This window comes from Gardnerella swidsinskii, assembly GCF_023277705.1.
Taxonomy (GTDB): domain Bacteria; phylum Actinomycetota; class Actinomycetes; order Actinomycetales; family Bifidobacteriaceae; genus Bifidobacterium; species Bifidobacterium swidsinskii.
This window is the reverse complement of sequence record NZ_CP083176.1, coordinates 231,191-248,274: the sequence shown is the minus strand read 5'-3', so window position 1 is coordinate 248,274 and position 17,084 is coordinate 231,191. Positions and strand designations below refer to the sequence as shown.

Genomic DNA, 17,084 nt, shown 5'->3' with positions numbered 1-17,084 from the left:
GTACAAAAGGAGTCTAAACATGACATCAGTTGATGCGCCAGTTCTCAGTGAAGAGGATCTTCGTACCGAAGCGTGGAATGGTTTTACTGACGGCAATTGGAAGAAAGACATTGACGTACGCGACTTTATAATAAAGAACTATACGCCATATGAAGGTGACGAAAGTTTCTTGGCAAATGCCACTGAAAAAACGAAGCACATGTGGAAGTATCTCGACGACAACTACTTAGCTGTTGAACGTGAGCGTCGTGTTTATGATGTTGAAACTCATATCCCAGCAGGTATTGACGCAATGCCAGCAGGCTACATTGAAAGCCCAGAAGTAGATAACGTAATCGTCGGTTTGCAAACTGATGAGCCTTGCAAGCGCGCTATGATGCCAAACGGCGGTTGGCGCATGGTTGAGCAAGCTATTAAAGAAGCTGGCAAGGAAGTAGATCCTCAAATCAAGAAGATTTTCACCGTCTACCGTAAGACTCATAACGATGGCGTGTTTGGCGTTTACACCAAGAATATTAAGATTGCTCGCCACAACAAGATTTTGACCGGTTTGCCAGATGCTTACGGCCGCGGTCGTATTATTGGCGATTATCGTCGTGTTGCTCTTTACGGCGTGAACATGCTTATTGAGTTTAAGAAGCGCGACAAGGATTCGATTCCATACCGTAACGATTTTACCGAGACCGAAATTGAGCATTGGATTCGCTTCCGCGAAGAGCATGACGAGCAGATTAAGGCTTTGAAGCAGCTTATTAACTTGGGTAACGAGTACGGTTTGGATTTGACTCGTCCAGCTAAGACCGCTAAGGAAGCTGTTCAGTGGACTTACATGGGCTATCTTGCTTCTGTTAAGAGCCAGGATGGCGCTGCAATGAGCTTCGGTCGCGTTTCCGCATTCTTCGATTGCTACTTTGAGCGCGATTTGAAGGCAGGTTTAATTAACGAAACCGACGCTCAGGAAATTATTGACGCTCTTGTTATGAAGCTTCGTATTGTGCGCTTCTTGCGTACTAAGGATTACGACGCAATCTTCTCTGGTGATCCTTACTGGGCAACTTGGTCCGATGCAGGCTTCAGCGAGGATGGCCGCACTTTCGTAACCAAGACTTCGTTCCGTTTGCTCAACACTTTGACTCTTGAGCATTTGGGACCTGGTCCTGAGCCAAATATCACTATTTTCTGGGATCCAAAGCTTCCAGAAGCTTATAAGCGTTTCTGCGCACGAATTTCTATCGACACTTCTGCAATCCAGTACGAGTCCGATAAAGACATTCGTGAGCACTGGGGTGACGACGCTGCTATTGCTTGCTGCGTTTCTCCAATGCGCGTCGGTAAGCAAATGCAGTTCTTCGCAGCTCGCGTGAACTCTGCAAAAGCTTTGCTTTACGCTATTAACGGCGGCCGCGATGAAATGACCGGCATGCAAGTTATCGATAAGGGTGTTATTGACCCAATCAAGCCAGAAGCTGACGGCACTCTCGACTACGAGAAGGTTAAGGCTAACTACGAGAAGGCTTTGGAATGGCTTTCCGAGACTTATATTGAGGCTTTGAATATCATCCACTACATGCACGATAAGTACGCTTACGAGTCCATCGAAATGGCTTTGCATGATAGGGAAGTCTACCGTACGCTTGGTTGCGGCATGTCCGGCTTGTCTATTGCTGCAGATTCCTTGGCTGCTTTGAAGTATGCAAAGGTTTACCCAATCTACAACAAGGATGCTAAGACCACTGAAGGCCACGAGTACGAGTACATCGAGGGCGGCGACGACGACTTAATCGTTGGCTACAAGACTGTTGGCGAGTTCCCAGTTTACGGTAACGACGACGATCGTGCAGACGACTTAGCAAAGTGGGTTGTAAGCACTGTTATGGGTCAGGTAAAGCGTTTGCCTGTGTACCGTAATGCTGTTCCAACTCAGTCCATCTTGACTATTACTTCTAACGTTGAGTATGGCAAGAACACTGGTTCCTTCCCATCCGGTCACAAGAAGGGTACTCCGTACGCTCCAGGCGCAAACCCAGAAAACGGCATGGATTCGCACGGTATGCTTCCTTCGATGTTCTCCGTTGGAAAGATTGATTACGATGATGCTCTTGACGGCATTTCGCTTACGAACACCATTACTCCTGACGGTTTGGGTCGTGACGAAGACGAGCGCATCAGCAACTTGGTTGGCATTTTGGATGCTGGCAACGGTCACGGCTTGTACCACGCAAACATCAACGTGTTGCGTAAGGAACAGCTTGAAGATGCTGTTGAGCACCCAGAAAAGTATCCGCATTTGACGGTTCGAGTTTCCGGCTACGCAGTGAACTTTGTAAAGCTCACTAAGGAGCAGCAGCTCGACGTTATTTCTCGTACATTCCACCAGGGTTCAGTTACTGACTGATTTGGTTGATTAGTAAACACCGCCGGGAGCGAGGCTAGTTTCGCTCCCGGCTTTTGTTAATTGCGTATATTATTTATTATTTATTTATAAATAGTTTGGAGGGTAGTTAGATGGCTGAAAACACAGCGTTTCGTACCACAACTCAGCATATGTTGAAGGAGTCAAAAGAGTATGCTCGCCAAACTTTAATGGGTGGACTTTCTGGATTTGAGTCGCCAATTGGGCTGGATCGTAAAGATCGCTTAGTTGCTCTTAAAACTGGCGATATTGGATTTGTGCATTCGTGGGATATCAATACTTCTGTTGATGGTCCTGGAACTCGTATGACGGTGTTTATGAGCGGTTGCCCACTTCGTTGCCAGTATTGCCAAAATCCTGATACTTGGAAAATGCGTGACGGCAAGCCAGTCTATTTGGATGCAATGATTAAAAAAGTTGACCGCTATCAAAGTCTTTTTAAAGCAACAGGTGGAGGAATCACATTTTCTGGCGGCGAGTCCATGATGCAGCCAGCTTTTGTATCTAGAGTATTTCGCGCTGCAAAAGAGATGGGCGTTCATACTTGCTTAGATACTTCGGGCTTTTTGAATCGCAATTATACAGATGAAATGATTGACGACATTGATCTTTGCTTGCTTGACGTTAAATCAGGAACTGAAGAAACGTATAAAAAAGTAACCGGCGGCTTGCTTCAGCCAACTATTGACTTTGGTCAGCGCTTGGCGAAGGCTGGTAAGAAGATTTGGGTGCGTTTTGTGCTTGTTCCAGGTTTGACTTCCAGTGAAGAAAACGTTGAAAAAGTTGCCGAGATTTGCGATTCGTTTGGTGATGCTGTTGAGCATATTGACGTGCTTGGATTCCATCAACTAGGACGTCCAAAGTGGCATGAGCTTAGGATTCCGTACCCTCTTGAGAATCAAAAAGGGCCTTCTAGAGCACTTAAAGAACGAGTTGTAAACCAGTTCAAAGATCACGGTTTTGTTGTGTACTAGACTGCGTTTAGATTGCATTTAGACTGCATTTAAATTGCGTCAAAAATGTAACTGTAATTTAGGCAATCTTTGCGTATCGTATTGTTTTTTTTGAAGGATTTTTGTATAATTATACAAATACTCTTTTTTAGAGAAAGGATACGCAATGAAGCGCAGAATAGGTTGTTGGATTGCATTAGCTTTTACATTAGCGTTAGCTGTTTTTGTGCGGTGTAACGATCAGTTTGGTTTTGCTACAGCGCTTACTATTTTCGTTATTTTGCCAATAATTTTATTGCCAATAAACATTGTTGCATCTTTCGATAAGAAACTTCTTATTGAAGTGCCAATAATATCTATTGTTATAGCTGTTGTTACAGAACTTGTCACTTTTCCAATAGTCAACTTTTCGGATTTAGGTTTACATGCTGGCTACGTTGTTCCAACAGTTTTAGCTTCGGCAGTCGCATTTACTCTTACTAGATTCCTTAAAACTAGGCTTGTTAAGCGCATAAATGACGAAGTAGCAAACAATAAAACAGATTGATTATTTAATTGATTATTTATTTGATTTTTTATTTTTGAATAGTCGTAGTTGTGTGCGAAAGTTGAAGCCGTGTTAAAGATGCATAATCTGTAACACGGCTTAAATATTTTTTACGGATATTTTGCAAAAAGTACAGAATAAGTTGCAAAAAGCGTAAGAATTTGGGTAAAGCATGCAATCGGGAGGCGTACTTGAACGAGGAACCAAAGCTTTTAAAAGAGCCTAGAGAAGGAGTTCCAGAAGTCATTGATACGCTTGAAGCATATAAAGATTATTGCAGCTTGTTGGCGGCAGGCTCCGGTCCTTTAGCTGCAGACGCTGAGCGAGCTTCCGGTTTCCGCTACAGTCATGAAGATTGGTTGATTCAGTTCAAACGTAAGGGTGCAGGAATTGGATTATTAGATCCTATAGAACTTACAAAACTTGGAGCTGATTGGAACGAATTTAACAAGGCAGTAGGGGATGTGCCTTGGATTATTCACGATTCGATGCAAGATTTGCCAGGATTTTTCAATATTGGTTTGCGCCCACTTGCATTATTTGATACCGAAATCGCAGCTAAATTACTTGGCAGAAAGCGCTTTGGTTTAAGCTCTGTAACTGAATATTATTTGGGTCTTACTCTTGCAAAAGAACATTCTGCAGCAGATTGGTCTTACCGCCCACTTCCTAGAGATTGGCGAAATTACGCAGCTTTAGATGTTGAATTACTTATTGAGCTAGAAGAAGTAATGCGCGTCGAACTTAAAAAGCAAGGTAAACTTTCTTGGGCGGAAGAAGAATTTAAACACTTACTTAGTAAGGGTGCACAAAAGAAAGCTCCGCATCCACGTCCATGGCTTAAAATATCGCATATTAGCGTACTTATGCACGATCGTGTTGGTTTAGTTATTGCGAAAGCATTGTGGCAAAAGCGAGATGCTTTAGCGCGTGAATATGATATTGCGCCAACTCTGCTACTTTCTGACGCTGCAATTATTGAAGCTGGTAAGCGTAAACCTAGTAATGCGCGTGCGTTTCGTGCTATTCGTTCTTTGAATGAGCGAGTGCGAATGCACACTGGCAGTGAGCAAGACAAAATGTTCGAGCGTTACGCTCCAATTCAGCGCAAAGTTAAACCATCTATTTGGAAAAACGTTATAGAGAATGCTATTTTGCGCGCTAAATCTGGTGAAACGGCTATGGATGATGTGCATCAAGTATTACCGAATGGAGCTATTCAACTTAATTCGCGCGAATCTCGTAAAACGAACGTACTTAAGTCAACAGATACTGACGAGTCGCAAGGTTCTAATGATTGTCAGGATTGCCATGATTTATCGGATTCGCAGTACTTGCAGGATATGCAAGATTTCCAAAGCGCTCCTAGATCTATGAAATATTGGCGAGAACATCACCCTAAGCGTTACGAGCGTTTACAAAGAGTAAAAGCTGAGTTAAATCAAATTTCTGAATACACTCATACTCCTGCAGAAATTATTATCAAACCACAGATTATTCGTAATCTTTGCTGGCATGATGATGCGCAAGATATTGATGTTAAAACATTCTTAAGTGAGCATGGTGCTCGCGAATGGCAAACCCGATTGGTAGCTGAGTCCGTAACTCGCGCTATCATGTAACGGTTGTGCCATACGGCAGAAGCTAGAAAAAACGTAATTTCAGGAGCGCAAGCGTGAAAATCAGCGTCAGGAATCTTGAGCCAACTAAAGTTAAGCTCACCATTACCGCAGATCTCGAAGACTTCAAGCCATTCTTGGAAGAAGCTCGTAAGGAGATTGCTAAGCAAATTAACGTGCCAGGTTTCCGTAAGGGACATGTGCCAGGCAAGATTGTAGATCAGCGCGTCGGTTTCGCAGCTGTTGCCGGCGAAGCCGTAAATTCCGCTGTACCAGAGCTTTATTCCAAGGCTTTGGAAGAAAAGAAGATTCGCCCAATGGATCAGCCAGAATTTGACGTTCAGGAAGTTCCAACGTCGACTGATGCAGATGCAAGTCTTAAGTTTGTAGCAACAGTTGAGCGTCGTCCAGATTTCAAGTTGAACAAGTTCAAGGGCGTTGAGATTGAAGTTGAGAAGCCAAAGGTTTCCGACAAGGATGTCAAGGAGCGCTTGGAAAGTCTCCGTCAGCGTTTTGCTACTTTGGTTGGTGTTGACCGTCCTGCAGCTAAGGGTGATTACACTAACATTGATTTGGAAGCTCGTATCGATGACGAAGTAGTTGATGCACAAGAGGGCGTAAGCTACGAAATCGGTTCCGGTGTGTTGCTTGACGGTTTGGATGAGGCTTTGGATAGCCTTTCTGCCGGCGAAGAAACCACCTTTGAAGGTACTCTCGAGTCCGGCAAGCATAAGGGCGAGAAGGCTCAAATCAAGGTTAAGGTTAATTCCGTAAAGACTCAGGAATTGCCAGAGCTTGATGATGATTTTGCTCAGGAAGCTTCCGAGTTTGATACTTTGAAGGATTTGAAGGCAGATATTCGCAAGGCTTGCGAGCAGGCTGCTGAAGGTCGTCAGGCAACTAATGCCCGTGACGCATTCCTTGTTAAGCTTCAAGAAGAAGTTGAAATTCCTGTACCAAAGGGTGTTTTGGATAAGGCTGTTTCAGAGCATTTGAAGGGCATGACCCCTGATCCTGAAAAAGCTACCAAGAAGCAGAAGGACGAAGCGCAGCAGGCTGCTGAGAAGGAACTTCGCGACCAAATGGTTCTTGACGCTTTAGCTGAACAGATGGATGTGACTGTTTCCCAGGCTGATGTCACCAACTTCTTGGTTTCTGTTGCTCAGCAGTACGGTATGGATCCAAACCAGTTCATTAACGCAATCGTTAACAACGGTCAGCTTGGTTCTGCTGTGCAGGAAGTTGCTCGCTCTAAGGGCTTGCTTGCTGGTATGCGTGCTGTAAAGTTCGTTTCTGGCGGAGAAGCTCTTGACTTGAGTGCATTCTTGTCTGAGGATGATGACGAAGACGAAAGCGTGAAGGCTGCTTCTGCTGCTGCAGAAGTTGCTGACGAACTTTCTAAGTAGTATTTTTCAAACAAGAAAAAGTTTATACTTTCTCATATTCGCTAAAAACCCAGGGCTTTTGCTCTGGGTTTTTGTGTTGTTGTTATACTTTAAAGAAAGTGAAAAACAAATAAAATGAAAAACAAATAACATAAGGAAGGCTGCCGCTAATGGAAAAACGCAATTTGCAAATAGTAGGCAGTAAAAAACCTAGTAAGTGTTTGAGCTATGTTTTTACATGTTTACGATTAAGTCTTATTGCTTTTTTTGTTGCAGTTATGGCTGGGGTTGGTGCAATATTATTAACTCTGTTACTACATGCTGTGCAAAATGTAATGTTCGGATTTTCAGAATCTGCTCTTAAACCTTCGCCAGTTGGATTGCCAGTATTGCACTACGTTGCTGTTGTATTAATTGTCATGTCTGTTGCTGCAATTATTTGGATGTGGTTATGGACAAAATCTTCTAATCGTATTGTCGATATAGCTCATGCTGTTCGTGGTCAATCAATGCCATGGCATACAACGATTATCCATGTATGTTTACAAATTTTTATAGTTGCTTCTGGCGCAAGTTTAGGTAGGGAAGTTGCGCCTCGAGAATTGGCTGCAATGCTTACTCAGAAGTTACTCTGCTTTATCCGAGTCAGTGAATTTCAAGCTCGCGTTTTGGTTGCAAGTGCTGCTGGTGCTGGTTTAGCTGGAGTTTATCGCGCTCCAATAGCGGGTGCGATTATGACGCTAGGTTTGGTTGCAATTCCACGTTTTTCTCATGACTCGAAATCTTCTTTAAAGCGTTTGAAATGGTATTGGCTTATACAAAAATTTAGTATTTTTGCTATTGCGTTATGTATAAGTGAAATTGCATCATTGACTACTATTTTTGTGCTTGGGTATGAGCCTTACTATTGTTTGTCAAGTCTTGATGACATCCATATTGTCAATACGACTGTGTTGCTGCTTGCAATTATAGTTGGCATTCCTTGTGGTATTGTTGGCACTCTTTTCCATAAGATGATTCGTTGGGCTCGCTCTAAGTGTGCTCGCAATTACCAAATTTTATATTTTTTGCCATTAATGGGCTTAGTAACAGGATTAGTTGCATCATGGAATCCAGCCATTATGGGCAATGGTCGAGCTTTAGCGCAATACGCATATAACATTGCAAAAACAAGTATTGCAATTGACAAAAACTCTTTGGTAACTTTGCTTCTACTGGTTGTTGCAAAAATAATTTTAACAAGTTGCACTCTTCGAGCTGGCGCAAGTGGTGGTGTGCTTCAGCCGAGTATGTCGTCTGGAGCTTGCGTAGGGCTGATTATAGGTTTTATAAGTATGAACATTCCAGTTGTTGGTGGCATGTTATCAAGTCAGCCCAAAATATTGGTAATAGCTGCTATTTTTGGTGCTGCAAGTATGCTAACTGCAAGTCGAAAGTCATTGTGGTTTGCGCTTTTTTTGGTAGCACAATTAGTGAATTTGCCTATGATTATGATTATTCCAATGGTTGTTTCTTGTGCTGTATCTAGAAGCATAACGATGATACCAAAATTTTTAGCCGCAAATAATGTTTAAATTTTTTTAGTATAGAAAATACAATATATGCAAAATAAATGCGCCTATGCTAGTTCAGTATTAGCAAAGGCGCATTTGTTATTAGTAAATATTTTTTTAGTTATGTTGGTTATTTTAGTTATTTTTTAATTAATTATTAGAACTGAATTCTTTATCTGCAATAAAAGTTCCATCATCGTTTGAGAAGGAGAAATGTATGCGCACTGGTGCAATAATTTTTTCTTTCATTTCATCCGATGCTGATTGTGGCATCAAGTTCGAGAGGCTATCGCCGTATGTTTGCATTCCAGTCTTTAACGCTGTAATTTCTAAATCAGATAGGTGCTTTTTGAACTTTGCATTTATATTGAGCTGATCACCTTTAGTGGCAAACGTTATGTTGAATGGTGAGCTGCTAGTGGCATCATTAAATCCATTAGTGAGTTTTTTAGCTTCTTCTGAATGGCAATGTACGTATTCTTCAATATTTGCGCTTTTAGGTGCAGAGCAATTGTAATGTGGCTTAAGATTAGTTGAATTGTAATGTGGTTTTGAAATTACGTAGCCACCTACTGCAACTATTGCTACTACTATGACAACAATAAGCCAAGTGTATTTTGACTTATGAGCACTTGTATTTGTTGCATTTGGATAAGCGTTTGCAGGATAGTTGTTGACTGGTTGTTGATTATTCTGATATACGTTTGGTTGGTAACCATTATTTAGATTTACATTATTAGGGTAATTGTTGTTCTGGTATCCGTTATTTGGGTATACGTTGTTTTGATACTCATTGTTTTCATAACCATTGTTTGGGTATCCGTTATTTGGATTTACATTATTTGGGTATGTATTATTTTGGTAACCATTATTTGGATACTCGTTATTTGGCATCGGAGCAGGCGAGTAGTTGTTATCTGGCAATTGGTTAGAATCCATAATTACTCCTTATAATGAATTGATAATCCGATAAAAATATACTCAATAATGCATACTAGTGTAGGATAATAAGTAAAAATTACATCTGTTGATATGAATAAAATTCTAGAAATTTGGTGTAAAACATTCAATTCAAATCATATTCGCAATATTTTCTATGTGGTCATGCGCACAAGGTAATGTAGAAATAATTACGTGGTAACAAGGAGATATAGTGACTGAGCTTTTTACAGCTTCTCCTGTGATGGAACAGGCTGAAGCGTCTACATCAACTGATTCTATTTTTAATCGATTGCTAAAAGATCGCATTATTTGGTTGGGATCTGAAGTAAAAGACGAGAATGCCAATGTTATTTGCGCACAAATGTTAATGCTTGCTGCGGAAGATCCTAAGAAGGATATTTGGCTGTATATTAATTCGCCTGGAGGTTCAATTACTGCTGGTATGGCAATTTACGATACTATGCAATTAATTGAGCCAGATGTTGCGACTATTGCTGTTGGCATGGCTGCATCTATGGGTCAGTTCTTGCTTAGTTCTGGCACTCCTGGTAAGCGTTATATTACCTCGCATGCGCGTGTGCTTATGCATCAACCTTCTGGCGGTGTCGGTGGTACTGCTACAGATGTACGAATTAATGCAGAGCTTATTATGGATATGAAAAAAACGCTTTCTGAATTGACTGCAAAGCAGACTGGTCATACGGTAGAGGAAATTTACCGAGATAATGAATACGATCACTGGTTTACAGCTCAGCAAGCTTTGGAGTATGGTTTCGTAGATAAGATTGTGACCACTCCTGCTTCTATGCGCGGTGAGGAGTAATTATGGCAAGTGAAGAAGCAAAGTTTGTTGCGCGTGCCGAGCGTTTAGCTGGTTTTGGCGGTGTTACTTCTGCTCAGCGCATTACTAATCGTTACGTATTGCCTCAGTTTGGCGAGCAAACTCCATACGGCATGAAAACTCAGGATCCTTACACTAAGCTGTTTGAAGATCGCATTATTTTCATGGGTGTGCAAGTAGATGACACTTCTGCTGATGACATTATGGCTCAGTTGCTTGTTTTGGAGAGCATGGATTCTGATCGCGATGTGATGATGTACATTAATTCACCTGGTGGTTCGATGACTGCTATGACTGCGATTTATGACACCATGCAGTACATTAATCCAGATGTTCAAACTGTTTGCTTGGGTCAGGCTGCTTCTGCTGCTGCTATTATTCTTGCTGCTGGAGCTGCTGGTAAGCGCATGATTTTACCAAATGCGCGTGTGCTTATTCATCAGCCTGCAATGGGCCAAGATTTTGGTAAAGCTACTGAAATTGAGCTTCAGGCTAAGGAAATGTTGCGTTTGCGTTCTTGGTTAGAATCAACTCTTGCAAAACATACTGGTCAAGATATTGAGCGTATTCGTAAAGATATTGAAGTTGATACTATTTTGACTGCTTCAGAAGCCAAAGCTTATGGAATGGTTGACGAAGTGCTTGAGCGTAGAGCATAATTCAATCTTTACAACTTAGCGGATATTTATCAATATCAGTATTTTTAACAACAAACCCTGGTCGACACGCCGGGGTTTGTGTTTTAGTGCGGATAGTTGTATATTAGTCAAGTTGCCGGAAACAAGGACATGGTTTTTGAGACTGGAAACATGCGCCAGTAGCCCAACGGATTAGAGCATCTGACTACGGATCAGAAGGTTGCAGGTTCGAATCCTGTCTGGCGCACAAATGAAACGCGAAGCTTTTGCTCCGCGTTTTTTTTTAATTCGTATGCAACTCGCTCGGTTTATGCCTCTCAGTTATACTTAAAAGTGCGAATCACATATTTTGCACTATAAAACGTTATAAACGTATAAACGCTATAAATGCTATAAATGCATTTAGTGGAGGAAATATTTACAATATGATACGACGCAGTTGGAGAATAGCTTGCAATATTGCAAATAATGAGCGAATTTCTGGATTAATTATGCTTGGTTTTGCTCTTACTGGCTTATTGCTTGCAAACATTCCTTTAACAGCGCCAATATTTGAAGCTATATCGCATACTCATGTAGGCATTCCGTGGACGAATATACATATGTCAATTGGCCATTGGGTGCAAGACGGCGTGCTTACTATTTTCTTCCTGTCAGTTGGTTTAGATTTAAAACACGAACTTATTGCTGGTTCGCTTTCTGATCCTCGTGCAGCTGCAATGCCAATGATTTGTGCTGTTGGTGGAATGATTGTGCCTCCTTTACTGTTTGTTGCTACAGTAACTGTATTTTCTGAATTGCATGCCGGGCAGGAGATTATGCGTCTTACTTCTGGCGCTTTACCTTCGCTTGATATGGTTCGTGACGGGTGGGCAATACCTACGGCAACGGATATAGCTTTCTCTCTTGCTGTTCTTGCTTTATTTGCAAAAACTTTGCCACATGCTTTGCGCGCATTTCTTATGACTCTTGCTACAGTAGACGATTTGCTTGGAATAGCACTTATTGCTGTGTTCTTCTCGTCTCTTAACGCATGGTATTGGTTTGCTGGAGTAGTTGCTTGTGGTTTGGTTTGGACTACTTTAGTGCGTTTAAAGCGTGTTCCGTGGCCGTTGGTTGTAATAGTAGGAATTATGGCATGGATTATGATGTATGAAGCTGGTGTGCATCCAACTTTAGCTGGAGTAATGGTGGGTTTGCTAACTCCGGCGCATTTAGTTCATGGTGAACAAACGCTTCGTGCTGAACGCTATCGTGAAAAAATTCAGCCTGTTTCTGCGCTGCTGGCTCTTCCAATTTTCGCTCTTTTTGCTACAGGAGTGCATTTTGAAACATTGACTTGGGAGTTGTTCTTCTCGCCAATTTTGATTGCTATCACTATTGCTCTTGTTGTTGGTAAACCTGTTGGAATTATGGTAACTGCTTGGATATCAAAGCGTGTTCTGGGCTTGAAAGTTCCTGATGGTCTTCGAGTAGTAGACTTAATGCCTACAGCATGTGCCTGTGGAATTGGTTTCACTGTTTCTCTTCTTATTGCTTCTCTTGCGTATTCTGACGCAGATTTGTCTGCTGAAGCACGTTTTGGTGTTCTTGTTGCTTCTATTATTGCTGCAGGAGTTTCTGGATTCTTACTTTCTATGCAATCAAAGCATATGGAAGAAGAATTAGATGAAGTTGAAGACTAATTTCAATTATTATTCTTAACATCTTTGCAAGTAAGTTTCTAATGGAGTAATTATGTCTAATAGTAAAGAGGATTTTTCAGTAGATGTTTCACCTTGGAATAACACGTATCATCGTGGTTCTGTTGTGATGCGCGGTTCTATGATTCCTAAGGAGAGCACTACAGAGACGCTTCTTCGTAACGATAACAATCAGCAGCTTGTTTCTGGAGTTGGTGTAGAAGTAGATAAAAGATGGGATTGGCGTAGTGCGGATCCGTGGCGTGCGCTTCGTATTCAAGCTGAGTTTGTTGATGGTTTTGACGCGCTTGCATCGTTAGGTAAAGCTGTTAGTATTTTTGGTTCTGCTCGAATAAAAGAAGATGATTCTGAGTATTCTTTAGCTCGTACTATGGGTTCAGAGCTTGCAATACGTGGTTTTGCTGTTATTACAGGTGGCGGTCCTGGAATTATGGAAGCTGCAAACCGTGGTGCTGCAGAAGCTGGTGGTACGTCTGTAGGATTGGGGATTGAGCTTCCTCATGAGCAGGGTTTGAATAAATGGATTAATCTTGGCATGCAATTTCGGTATTTTTTCGTGCGTAAAACAATGTTTATGAAGTATTCTTCTGGAATTATTGTGTGCCCTGGCGGTTTTGGCACAATGGATGAAATGTTTGAAGCTTTGACTTTAGTGCAAACGCATAAGGTTGCGCGCGTGCCTGTTGTTCTTTTCGGTACTTCGTACTGGAATGGTTTGATTGACTGGCTGAAGTCTACAGTAACTCAACGAGGTTTTATTTCTTCACTCGATCCGCACTTGTTTGCTGTTACAGACGACCCAATAGAGGCGGTGCGCATAGCATCTGGAATTGAATAATCTAAGAGTTTTTGCGCTCGTTTACAAGCGTTGTAAGCTGCCAAATTTCTTCGCCAATATCAATTCCGCGAGGGCACTGTCTTGAACATGCTCTAACTGACTGGCATGCGTTAATACCGTCACTGCTGTCTATTAGATCAAGGCGATGCTCTGTTGCGTTGTCTCTGGAATCGTAAATAAAACGAGCCGCGTTAACCAATGCTGCAGGCCCAATAAAGGCTTCTCCGCCTGCATAAATTGGGCAAATTCCTTCGCAAGCACCGCACATAATGCAATTGCTCAAAAGCTCAAATTTTTTAAGTTCCTCAGGATGTTGCAAAAACTCAATAAGCTGGAGTTTCCCTTCAATATTTCTCGTAGAAACGTTAGATGCTTGCAAATAAGGTTCTAAGCGTTTTATTTGCGAAATCATAGGCGAAATATCGCAAATAAGATCTCGCTGAACTGCAAATCCTGAAAGTGGAGCAAGCTCAATAACACCAAAAGTGCCATTTTGCAAAGTGGTAGTCTCTTTAGATTTTTGCTGTAGAGTTGGCGATTTTGTCGACTGTGAGGAGCTGCTAGTAGTGCCAGTTTTTCTAAAGCCTCGAGATTGCACGCTATTTGTGCTTTCAGGACGTGCGTTTGCACCAATAGTTGCACTGCATAGTAATGTTGGCATGCCATTTACGTTTGCAGCGTCGGAACCGCAAACGCCGTGACCGCATGAGTAGCGGAAAGCTAAAGTTGGGTCGATTGTGCGTTTAATAGTCAGTAAACAGTCAAGAATAGTGTCAGTAGAATGAACGCGTAAACTGTAATCTTGAACCCAATGCTTACCTTGAATTCGTTTTGGAGAAGATTTGTAAGGTTCACCGGATTCACTAGATATTCTGGATTCACTAGATTCGGAAGAATTATTTATGTTATTTTTTGAAGAATCTAGTTTTGCGAAAGGGTTACTGCGCTTTCTGCGCGCAAAAGGACTTTCTCTGCGCTTGCGCTCTGTCTGTTTACTGTTTGAATCATCTTCAGATTTATCAAATGGAGTAAAACGTGAAATACGCAAAGTAACAAGCGCAGTGTTATCACCAAGCTCATTACTCATTGCAAACCTCCAATACGTACTGTTCTAGTTTGCCACAATACTTGCACAGAAACATTTTTTAGTACTTGGCGCATCCTCACGTTAGGCTTGAACTATGACTGACGCTTTATTTTTGCTTGATACTAATCACGATAATGCTCCTGTGCTTGCAGAAGGAATCGAAGAAGGGTGGACGATTGCGCTTCCATCTCAAGTAAAACGTCACGCTATATCCGCCATGCGGTTATCAGAAGGCGATGCTTTGCAACTTTCTGACGGCAAAGGCTTGCGCATTCACGCAAAGGTGACGGATGCCGAAAACGGCTTAGTCCGTGTAGAAGCATTTACTAGGGAAGCTCCTCGCACGACTAGACTTGCGCTTGTTCAAGCTTTGGCAAAAACAGGGCACGATGAGCAAGCAATTGATATGGCTACGCAAATTGGCGTGGATGAAGTAATCCCTTGGTGTGCGGATCGTTCAATTGCAAAGTGGAAACCTGGTCGCACAGATAAGCGTTGGAGCCAAGTTTTACAGTCTGCTACAGAGCAATCGCGCCGAGCATGGATGCCTGAACTTCAAGAATGTGTTTCAAGCAAGCAAATAGTTGCAATATGTAGGCGTGCGTGCGTTTACGGAAATCTCGTAATTGTATTGCATCAAGACGCAACTGATTGCTGGAATCAAATAGAGCAAGCAGTAAATACTCTTAGCGAGCGCTGTTTGGAGGATGGTAAAGAGCGCACTGTTTACGTTTTAGTTGGGCCAGAAGGTGGTATTAGTGATGACGAAGTGTCAATGTTTATTGATGCTGGTGCTAAAAGCTGTGTTTTAGGTAGCAATATTCTTCGCGCATCTACTGCAGGTCCTGTAGCTCTTTCTCTTCTTTCGCGCGCTTTAGGACGTTACGAATAATCGCATAAATTGTATCTAAAAGTGCTCATAATTGTGTAAAATAGTAAGAAGCATGTCGATTGCTTTTTGGCTTTTGGCGTTGATTTCATTTAGTAGCAAATAGGGGAGAAACCATGAGTGATATCACTTACAATACTGATGCTGATTGCATTTTTTGTAAAATTGTTGCTGGAGAAATACCGAGCAGCAGAGTTTATGAAGACGATTCGGTAGTTGCTTTTAAAGATATTAATCCGCAAGCAAAAGTGCATGTGCTGATTGTGCCGCGCAATCACTATAAGAATGTTGCTGAGCTTGCTAGTAAGGCTCCTGAAACTTTGGCTCATATTGCTGGTGTTGCGCAAAAAATTGCTGATGATGAATTCAACGGTGATTATCGACTCGTATTTAATACTGGTATTGATGCTGGTCAAACAGTGTTTCATGTTCATGCTCACGTATTGACTGGCGAAAAACTTGTAGAAGGTAGCTTGTAAACCGTGACGAAAAGTACTACGCGTTTTGTGCAAATTCCTAGCGAATTAAGCTCGGTTGCAGTTTTAGGTGCTGCAGATGCTGGTTTGCGTGAAGTAGAACATGCTTTTCCAGAAGCAGATATTACTGTGCGAGGCAAAGATGTTCAAATTGTTGCTCGTTCAGCTAGAGCAGATGAAGATGCAGCTAAAGCTGAGTATGCGTTTAGGCGCATGATTGATGCAGCTTACGAGCAACCTATGGATGCGTACGAAGTAAGACGCATGCTTGAGCGTGATATTTTGCATAACGATGAACACAATGTGCGTATAAACCGTATCGGTCATGATGGTGGAGTGCTTGGGAATAGTATTATTTCTTCGTCGTATGCAATTAATAATTCTGTTTCGCGCGCTGAAAATGAGTTTTCAAGAGATTCAAGTGAGCTGTTGCCTTCTAGTGAAGAAGCTCATCGCCGTGCTATGAGCAGAAGAGCTCGAATGAGTAAAGGCGTGATTACGTTTGCTGGAGGAAATCCTGTTCGCGCAAAAACTGCTGGTCAAACAGCGTATGTGCAAGCAATGGATTGCAATATTGTAACGTTTGGAATTGGTCCTGCTGGTACTGGAAAAACGTATTTAGCAGTTGCTAAAGCTGTTCGTGCATTGGAAGATGGAAGAGTCCGCAGAATTGTTCTTACTCGTCCTGCTGTTGAAGCTGGCGAAAACTTAGGATTCTTGCCTGGTACTTTAAACGATAAGGTTGATCCATATTTGCGTCCACTCTATGATGCACTTTCTGATATGCTTGGATCTGCACAATTAAAACGCTATCTTGACGAGAATGTTGTTGAAGTTGCTCCTCTTGCTTATATGCGAGGTCGCACATTAAACGATGCTTTTGTTATTCTTGATGAAGCGCAAAATGCGACTGTTCAGCAATTAAAAATGTTCCTAACTCGACTCGGTTTTAATACAACCATGGTGATTACAGGAGATAGTACGCAGGTTGATTTAGCAGTTGTGCGTTCTGGTCTTGTTTCTATTGAGAAGATTTTGGGCGAAGTTAAAGATATTGCTTTTGTGCATTTGCAAGCAGAAGACGTTGTGCGTCATGCTTTGGTTGGTCGTATTGTGGAAGCATACGAAAATTACGATGCAATGCTTGAGCGTAAAAAACGTGAACGTACTAAAGAATCTACTGAGAGGAATAACAGATAA

14 protein-coding genes, 1 tRNA gene and 1 pseudogene are annotated in these 17,084 nt (G+C 42.0%); 14 read left to right on the top strand and 2 right to left on the bottom strand.

Features of this window, described 5'->3' with window-relative positions; all coding sequences use genetic code 11:
- Positions 1 to 19 precede the first annotated feature (19 nt).
- The 6 genes from pflB (at position 20) to K9E37_RS01030 (ending at position 8,491) form a co-directional block, all read left to right on the top strand.
- Complete coding sequence (pflB, locus tag K9E37_RS01055) at positions 20 to 2,395, top strand: formate C-acetyltransferase (RefSeq protein WP_004108690.1); 2,376 nt, start codon at positions 20 to 22, stop codon at positions 2,393 to 2,395.
- A gap of 110 nt (positions 2,396 to 2,505) precedes the next feature.
- Positions 2,506 to 3,387 carry a pyruvate formate-lyase-activating protein gene (gene pflA / locus K9E37_RS01050; RefSeq protein ID WP_004108692.1) on the top strand — a complete coding sequence of 294 codons (882 nt, stop codon included), beginning with the start codon at positions 2,506 to 2,508 and terminating at the stop codon, positions 3,385 to 3,387.
- Positions 3,388 to 3,532: 145 nt separating this feature from the next.
- Positions 3,533 to 3,913, top strand: coding sequence for a hypothetical protein (locus K9E37_RS01045; RefSeq protein WP_012914244.1), 381 nt, complete (start codon positions 3,533 to 3,535; stop codon positions 3,911 to 3,913).
- A gap of 191 nt (positions 3,914 to 4,104) precedes the next feature.
- On the top strand, positions 4,105 to 5,535 hold the full coding sequence (locus K9E37_RS01040; RefSeq protein ID WP_102703149.1) for an HRDC domain-containing protein: 1,431 nt from the start codon (positions 4,105 to 4,107) through the stop codon (positions 5,533 to 5,535).
- 53 nt (positions 5,536 to 5,588) lie between these two features.
- Positions 5,589 to 6,938, top strand: a complete 1,350-nt coding sequence (tig, locus tag K9E37_RS01035) for a trigger factor (protein ID WP_012914242.1) — start codon at positions 5,589 to 5,591, stop codon at positions 6,936 to 6,938.
- 149 nt (positions 6,939 to 7,087) lie between these two features.
- Positions 7,088 to 8,491, top strand: a complete 1,404-nt coding sequence (locus K9E37_RS01030; RefSeq protein WP_102703148.1) for a chloride channel protein — start codon at positions 7,088 to 7,090, stop codon at positions 8,489 to 8,491.
- A gap of 129 nt (positions 8,492 to 8,620) precedes the next feature.
- On the opposite strand, the gene K9E37_RS01025 is transcribed toward K9E37_RS01030, so the two are convergent.
- Entirely contained in the window at positions 8,621 to 9,409 is a 789-nt protein-coding gene (locus K9E37_RS01025) for a hypothetical protein (protein WP_004108702.1), read from the bottom strand.
- A 214-nt stretch (positions 9,410 to 9,623) separates the two neighbouring features.
- Between K9E37_RS01025 and K9E37_RS01020 the strand changes: the two genes are divergently transcribed.
- The 5 genes and pseudogenes from K9E37_RS01020 (at position 9,624) to K9E37_RS01000 (ending at position 13,432) form a co-directional block, all read left to right on the top strand.
- Positions 9,624 to 10,235 carry an ATP-dependent Clp protease proteolytic subunit gene (locus tag K9E37_RS01020; RefSeq protein WP_004108703.1) on the top strand — a complete coding sequence of 204 codons (612 nt, stop codon included), beginning with the start codon at positions 9,624 to 9,626 and terminating at the stop codon, positions 10,233 to 10,235.
- Positions 10,236 to 10,237: 2 nt separating this feature from the next.
- Positions 10,238 to 10,912 (top strand): ATP-dependent Clp protease proteolytic subunit, encoded by a 675-nt coding sequence (locus K9E37_RS01015; protein WP_004108705.1) that lies wholly within the window; start codon positions 10,238 to 10,240, stop codon positions 10,910 to 10,912.
- 152 nt (positions 10,913 to 11,064) lie between these two features.
- Positions 11,065 to 11,138, top strand: a tRNA-Arg gene (locus tag K9E37_RS01010).
- A 178-nt stretch (positions 11,139 to 11,316) separates the two neighbouring features.
- Positions 11,317 to 12,555, top strand: a pseudogene (locus K9E37_RS01005) (Na+/H+ antiporter NhaA); the annotation flags it as partial.
- A gap of 73 nt (positions 12,556 to 12,628) precedes the next feature.
- On the top strand, positions 12,629 to 13,432 hold the full coding sequence (locus K9E37_RS01000) for an LOG family protein (RefSeq protein WP_102703147.1): 804 nt from the start codon (positions 12,629 to 12,631) through the stop codon (positions 13,430 to 13,432).
- Position 13,433: 1 nt separating this feature from the next.
- Here the strand turns inward: K9E37_RS01000 and K9E37_RS00995 are convergent, their stop codons facing one another.
- Positions 13,434 to 14,519, bottom strand: a complete 1,086-nt coding sequence (locus K9E37_RS00995) for a succinate dehydrogenase/fumarate reductase iron-sulfur subunit (RefSeq protein WP_248893390.1) — start codon at positions 14,517 to 14,519, stop codon at positions 13,434 to 13,436.
- Between the two features lie 94 nt (positions 14,520 to 14,613).
- On the opposite strand from K9E37_RS00995, the gene K9E37_RS00990 reads away from it, so the two are divergent.
- The 3 genes from K9E37_RS00990 to K9E37_RS00980 all read left to right on the top strand — a co-directional run bounded on the left by K9E37_RS00990 (position 14,614) and on the right by K9E37_RS00980 (position 17,084).
- Positions 14,614 to 15,411: a 16S rRNA (uracil(1498)-N(3))-methyltransferase gene (locus tag K9E37_RS00990; RefSeq protein ID WP_076002905.1), complete on the top strand. Its 798-nt coding sequence runs from the start codon at positions 14,614 to 14,616 to the stop codon at positions 15,409 to 15,411.
- A gap of 113 nt (positions 15,412 to 15,524) precedes the next feature.
- The gene (locus K9E37_RS00985) at positions 15,525 to 15,887 is read left to right on the top strand and encodes a histidine triad nucleotide-binding protein (protein WP_004106318.1); all 363 of its coding nucleotides are present in this window, start codon (positions 15,525 to 15,527) and stop codon (positions 15,885 to 15,887) included.
- A 3-nt stretch (positions 15,888 to 15,890) separates the two neighbouring features.
- On the top strand, positions 15,891 to 17,084 hold the full coding sequence (locus K9E37_RS00980) for a PhoH family protein (protein ID WP_004108736.1): 1,194 nt from the start codon (positions 15,891 to 15,893) through the stop codon (positions 17,082 to 17,084).

Bases quoted from the DNA above. Each gene is read 5' to 3' on its own strand.
- K9E37_RS01015 (WP_004108705.1), top strand. From the start codon at position 10,238: ATGGCAAGTGAAGAAGCAAAGTTTGTTGCGCGTGCCGAGCGTTTAGCT.
- pflA (WP_004108692.1), top strand. From the start codon at position 2,506: ATGGCTGAAAACACAGCGTTTCGTACCACAACTCAGCATATGTTGAAG.
- K9E37_RS01030 (WP_102703148.1), top strand. From the start codon at position 7,088: ATGGAAAAACGCAATTTGCAAATAGTAGGCAGTAAAAAACCTAGTAAG.
- K9E37_RS01025 (WP_004108702.1), bottom strand. From the start codon at position 9,409: ATGGATTCTAACCAATTGCCAGATAACAACTACTCGCCTGCTCCGATG.
- K9E37_RS01045 (WP_012914244.1), top strand. From the start codon at position 3,533: ATGAAGCGCAGAATAGGTTGTTGGATTGCATTAGCTTTTACATTAGCG.
- pflB (WP_004108690.1), top strand. From the start codon at position 20: ATGACATCAGTTGATGCGCCAGTTCTCAGTGAAGAGGATCTTCGTACC.
- K9E37_RS00990 (WP_076002905.1), top strand. From the start codon at position 14,614: ATGACTGACGCTTTATTTTTGCTTGATACTAATCACGATAATGCTCCT.
- K9E37_RS00995 (WP_248893390.1), bottom strand. From the start codon at position 14,519: ATGAGTAATGAGCTTGGTGATAACACTGCGCTTGTTACTTTGCGTATT.
- K9E37_RS00985 (WP_004106318.1), top strand. From the start codon at position 15,525: ATGAGTGATATCACTTACAATACTGATGCTGATTGCATTTTTTGTAAA.
- K9E37_RS01000 (WP_102703147.1), top strand. From the start codon at position 12,629: ATGTCTAATAGTAAAGAGGATTTTTCAGTAGATGTTTCACCTTGGAAT.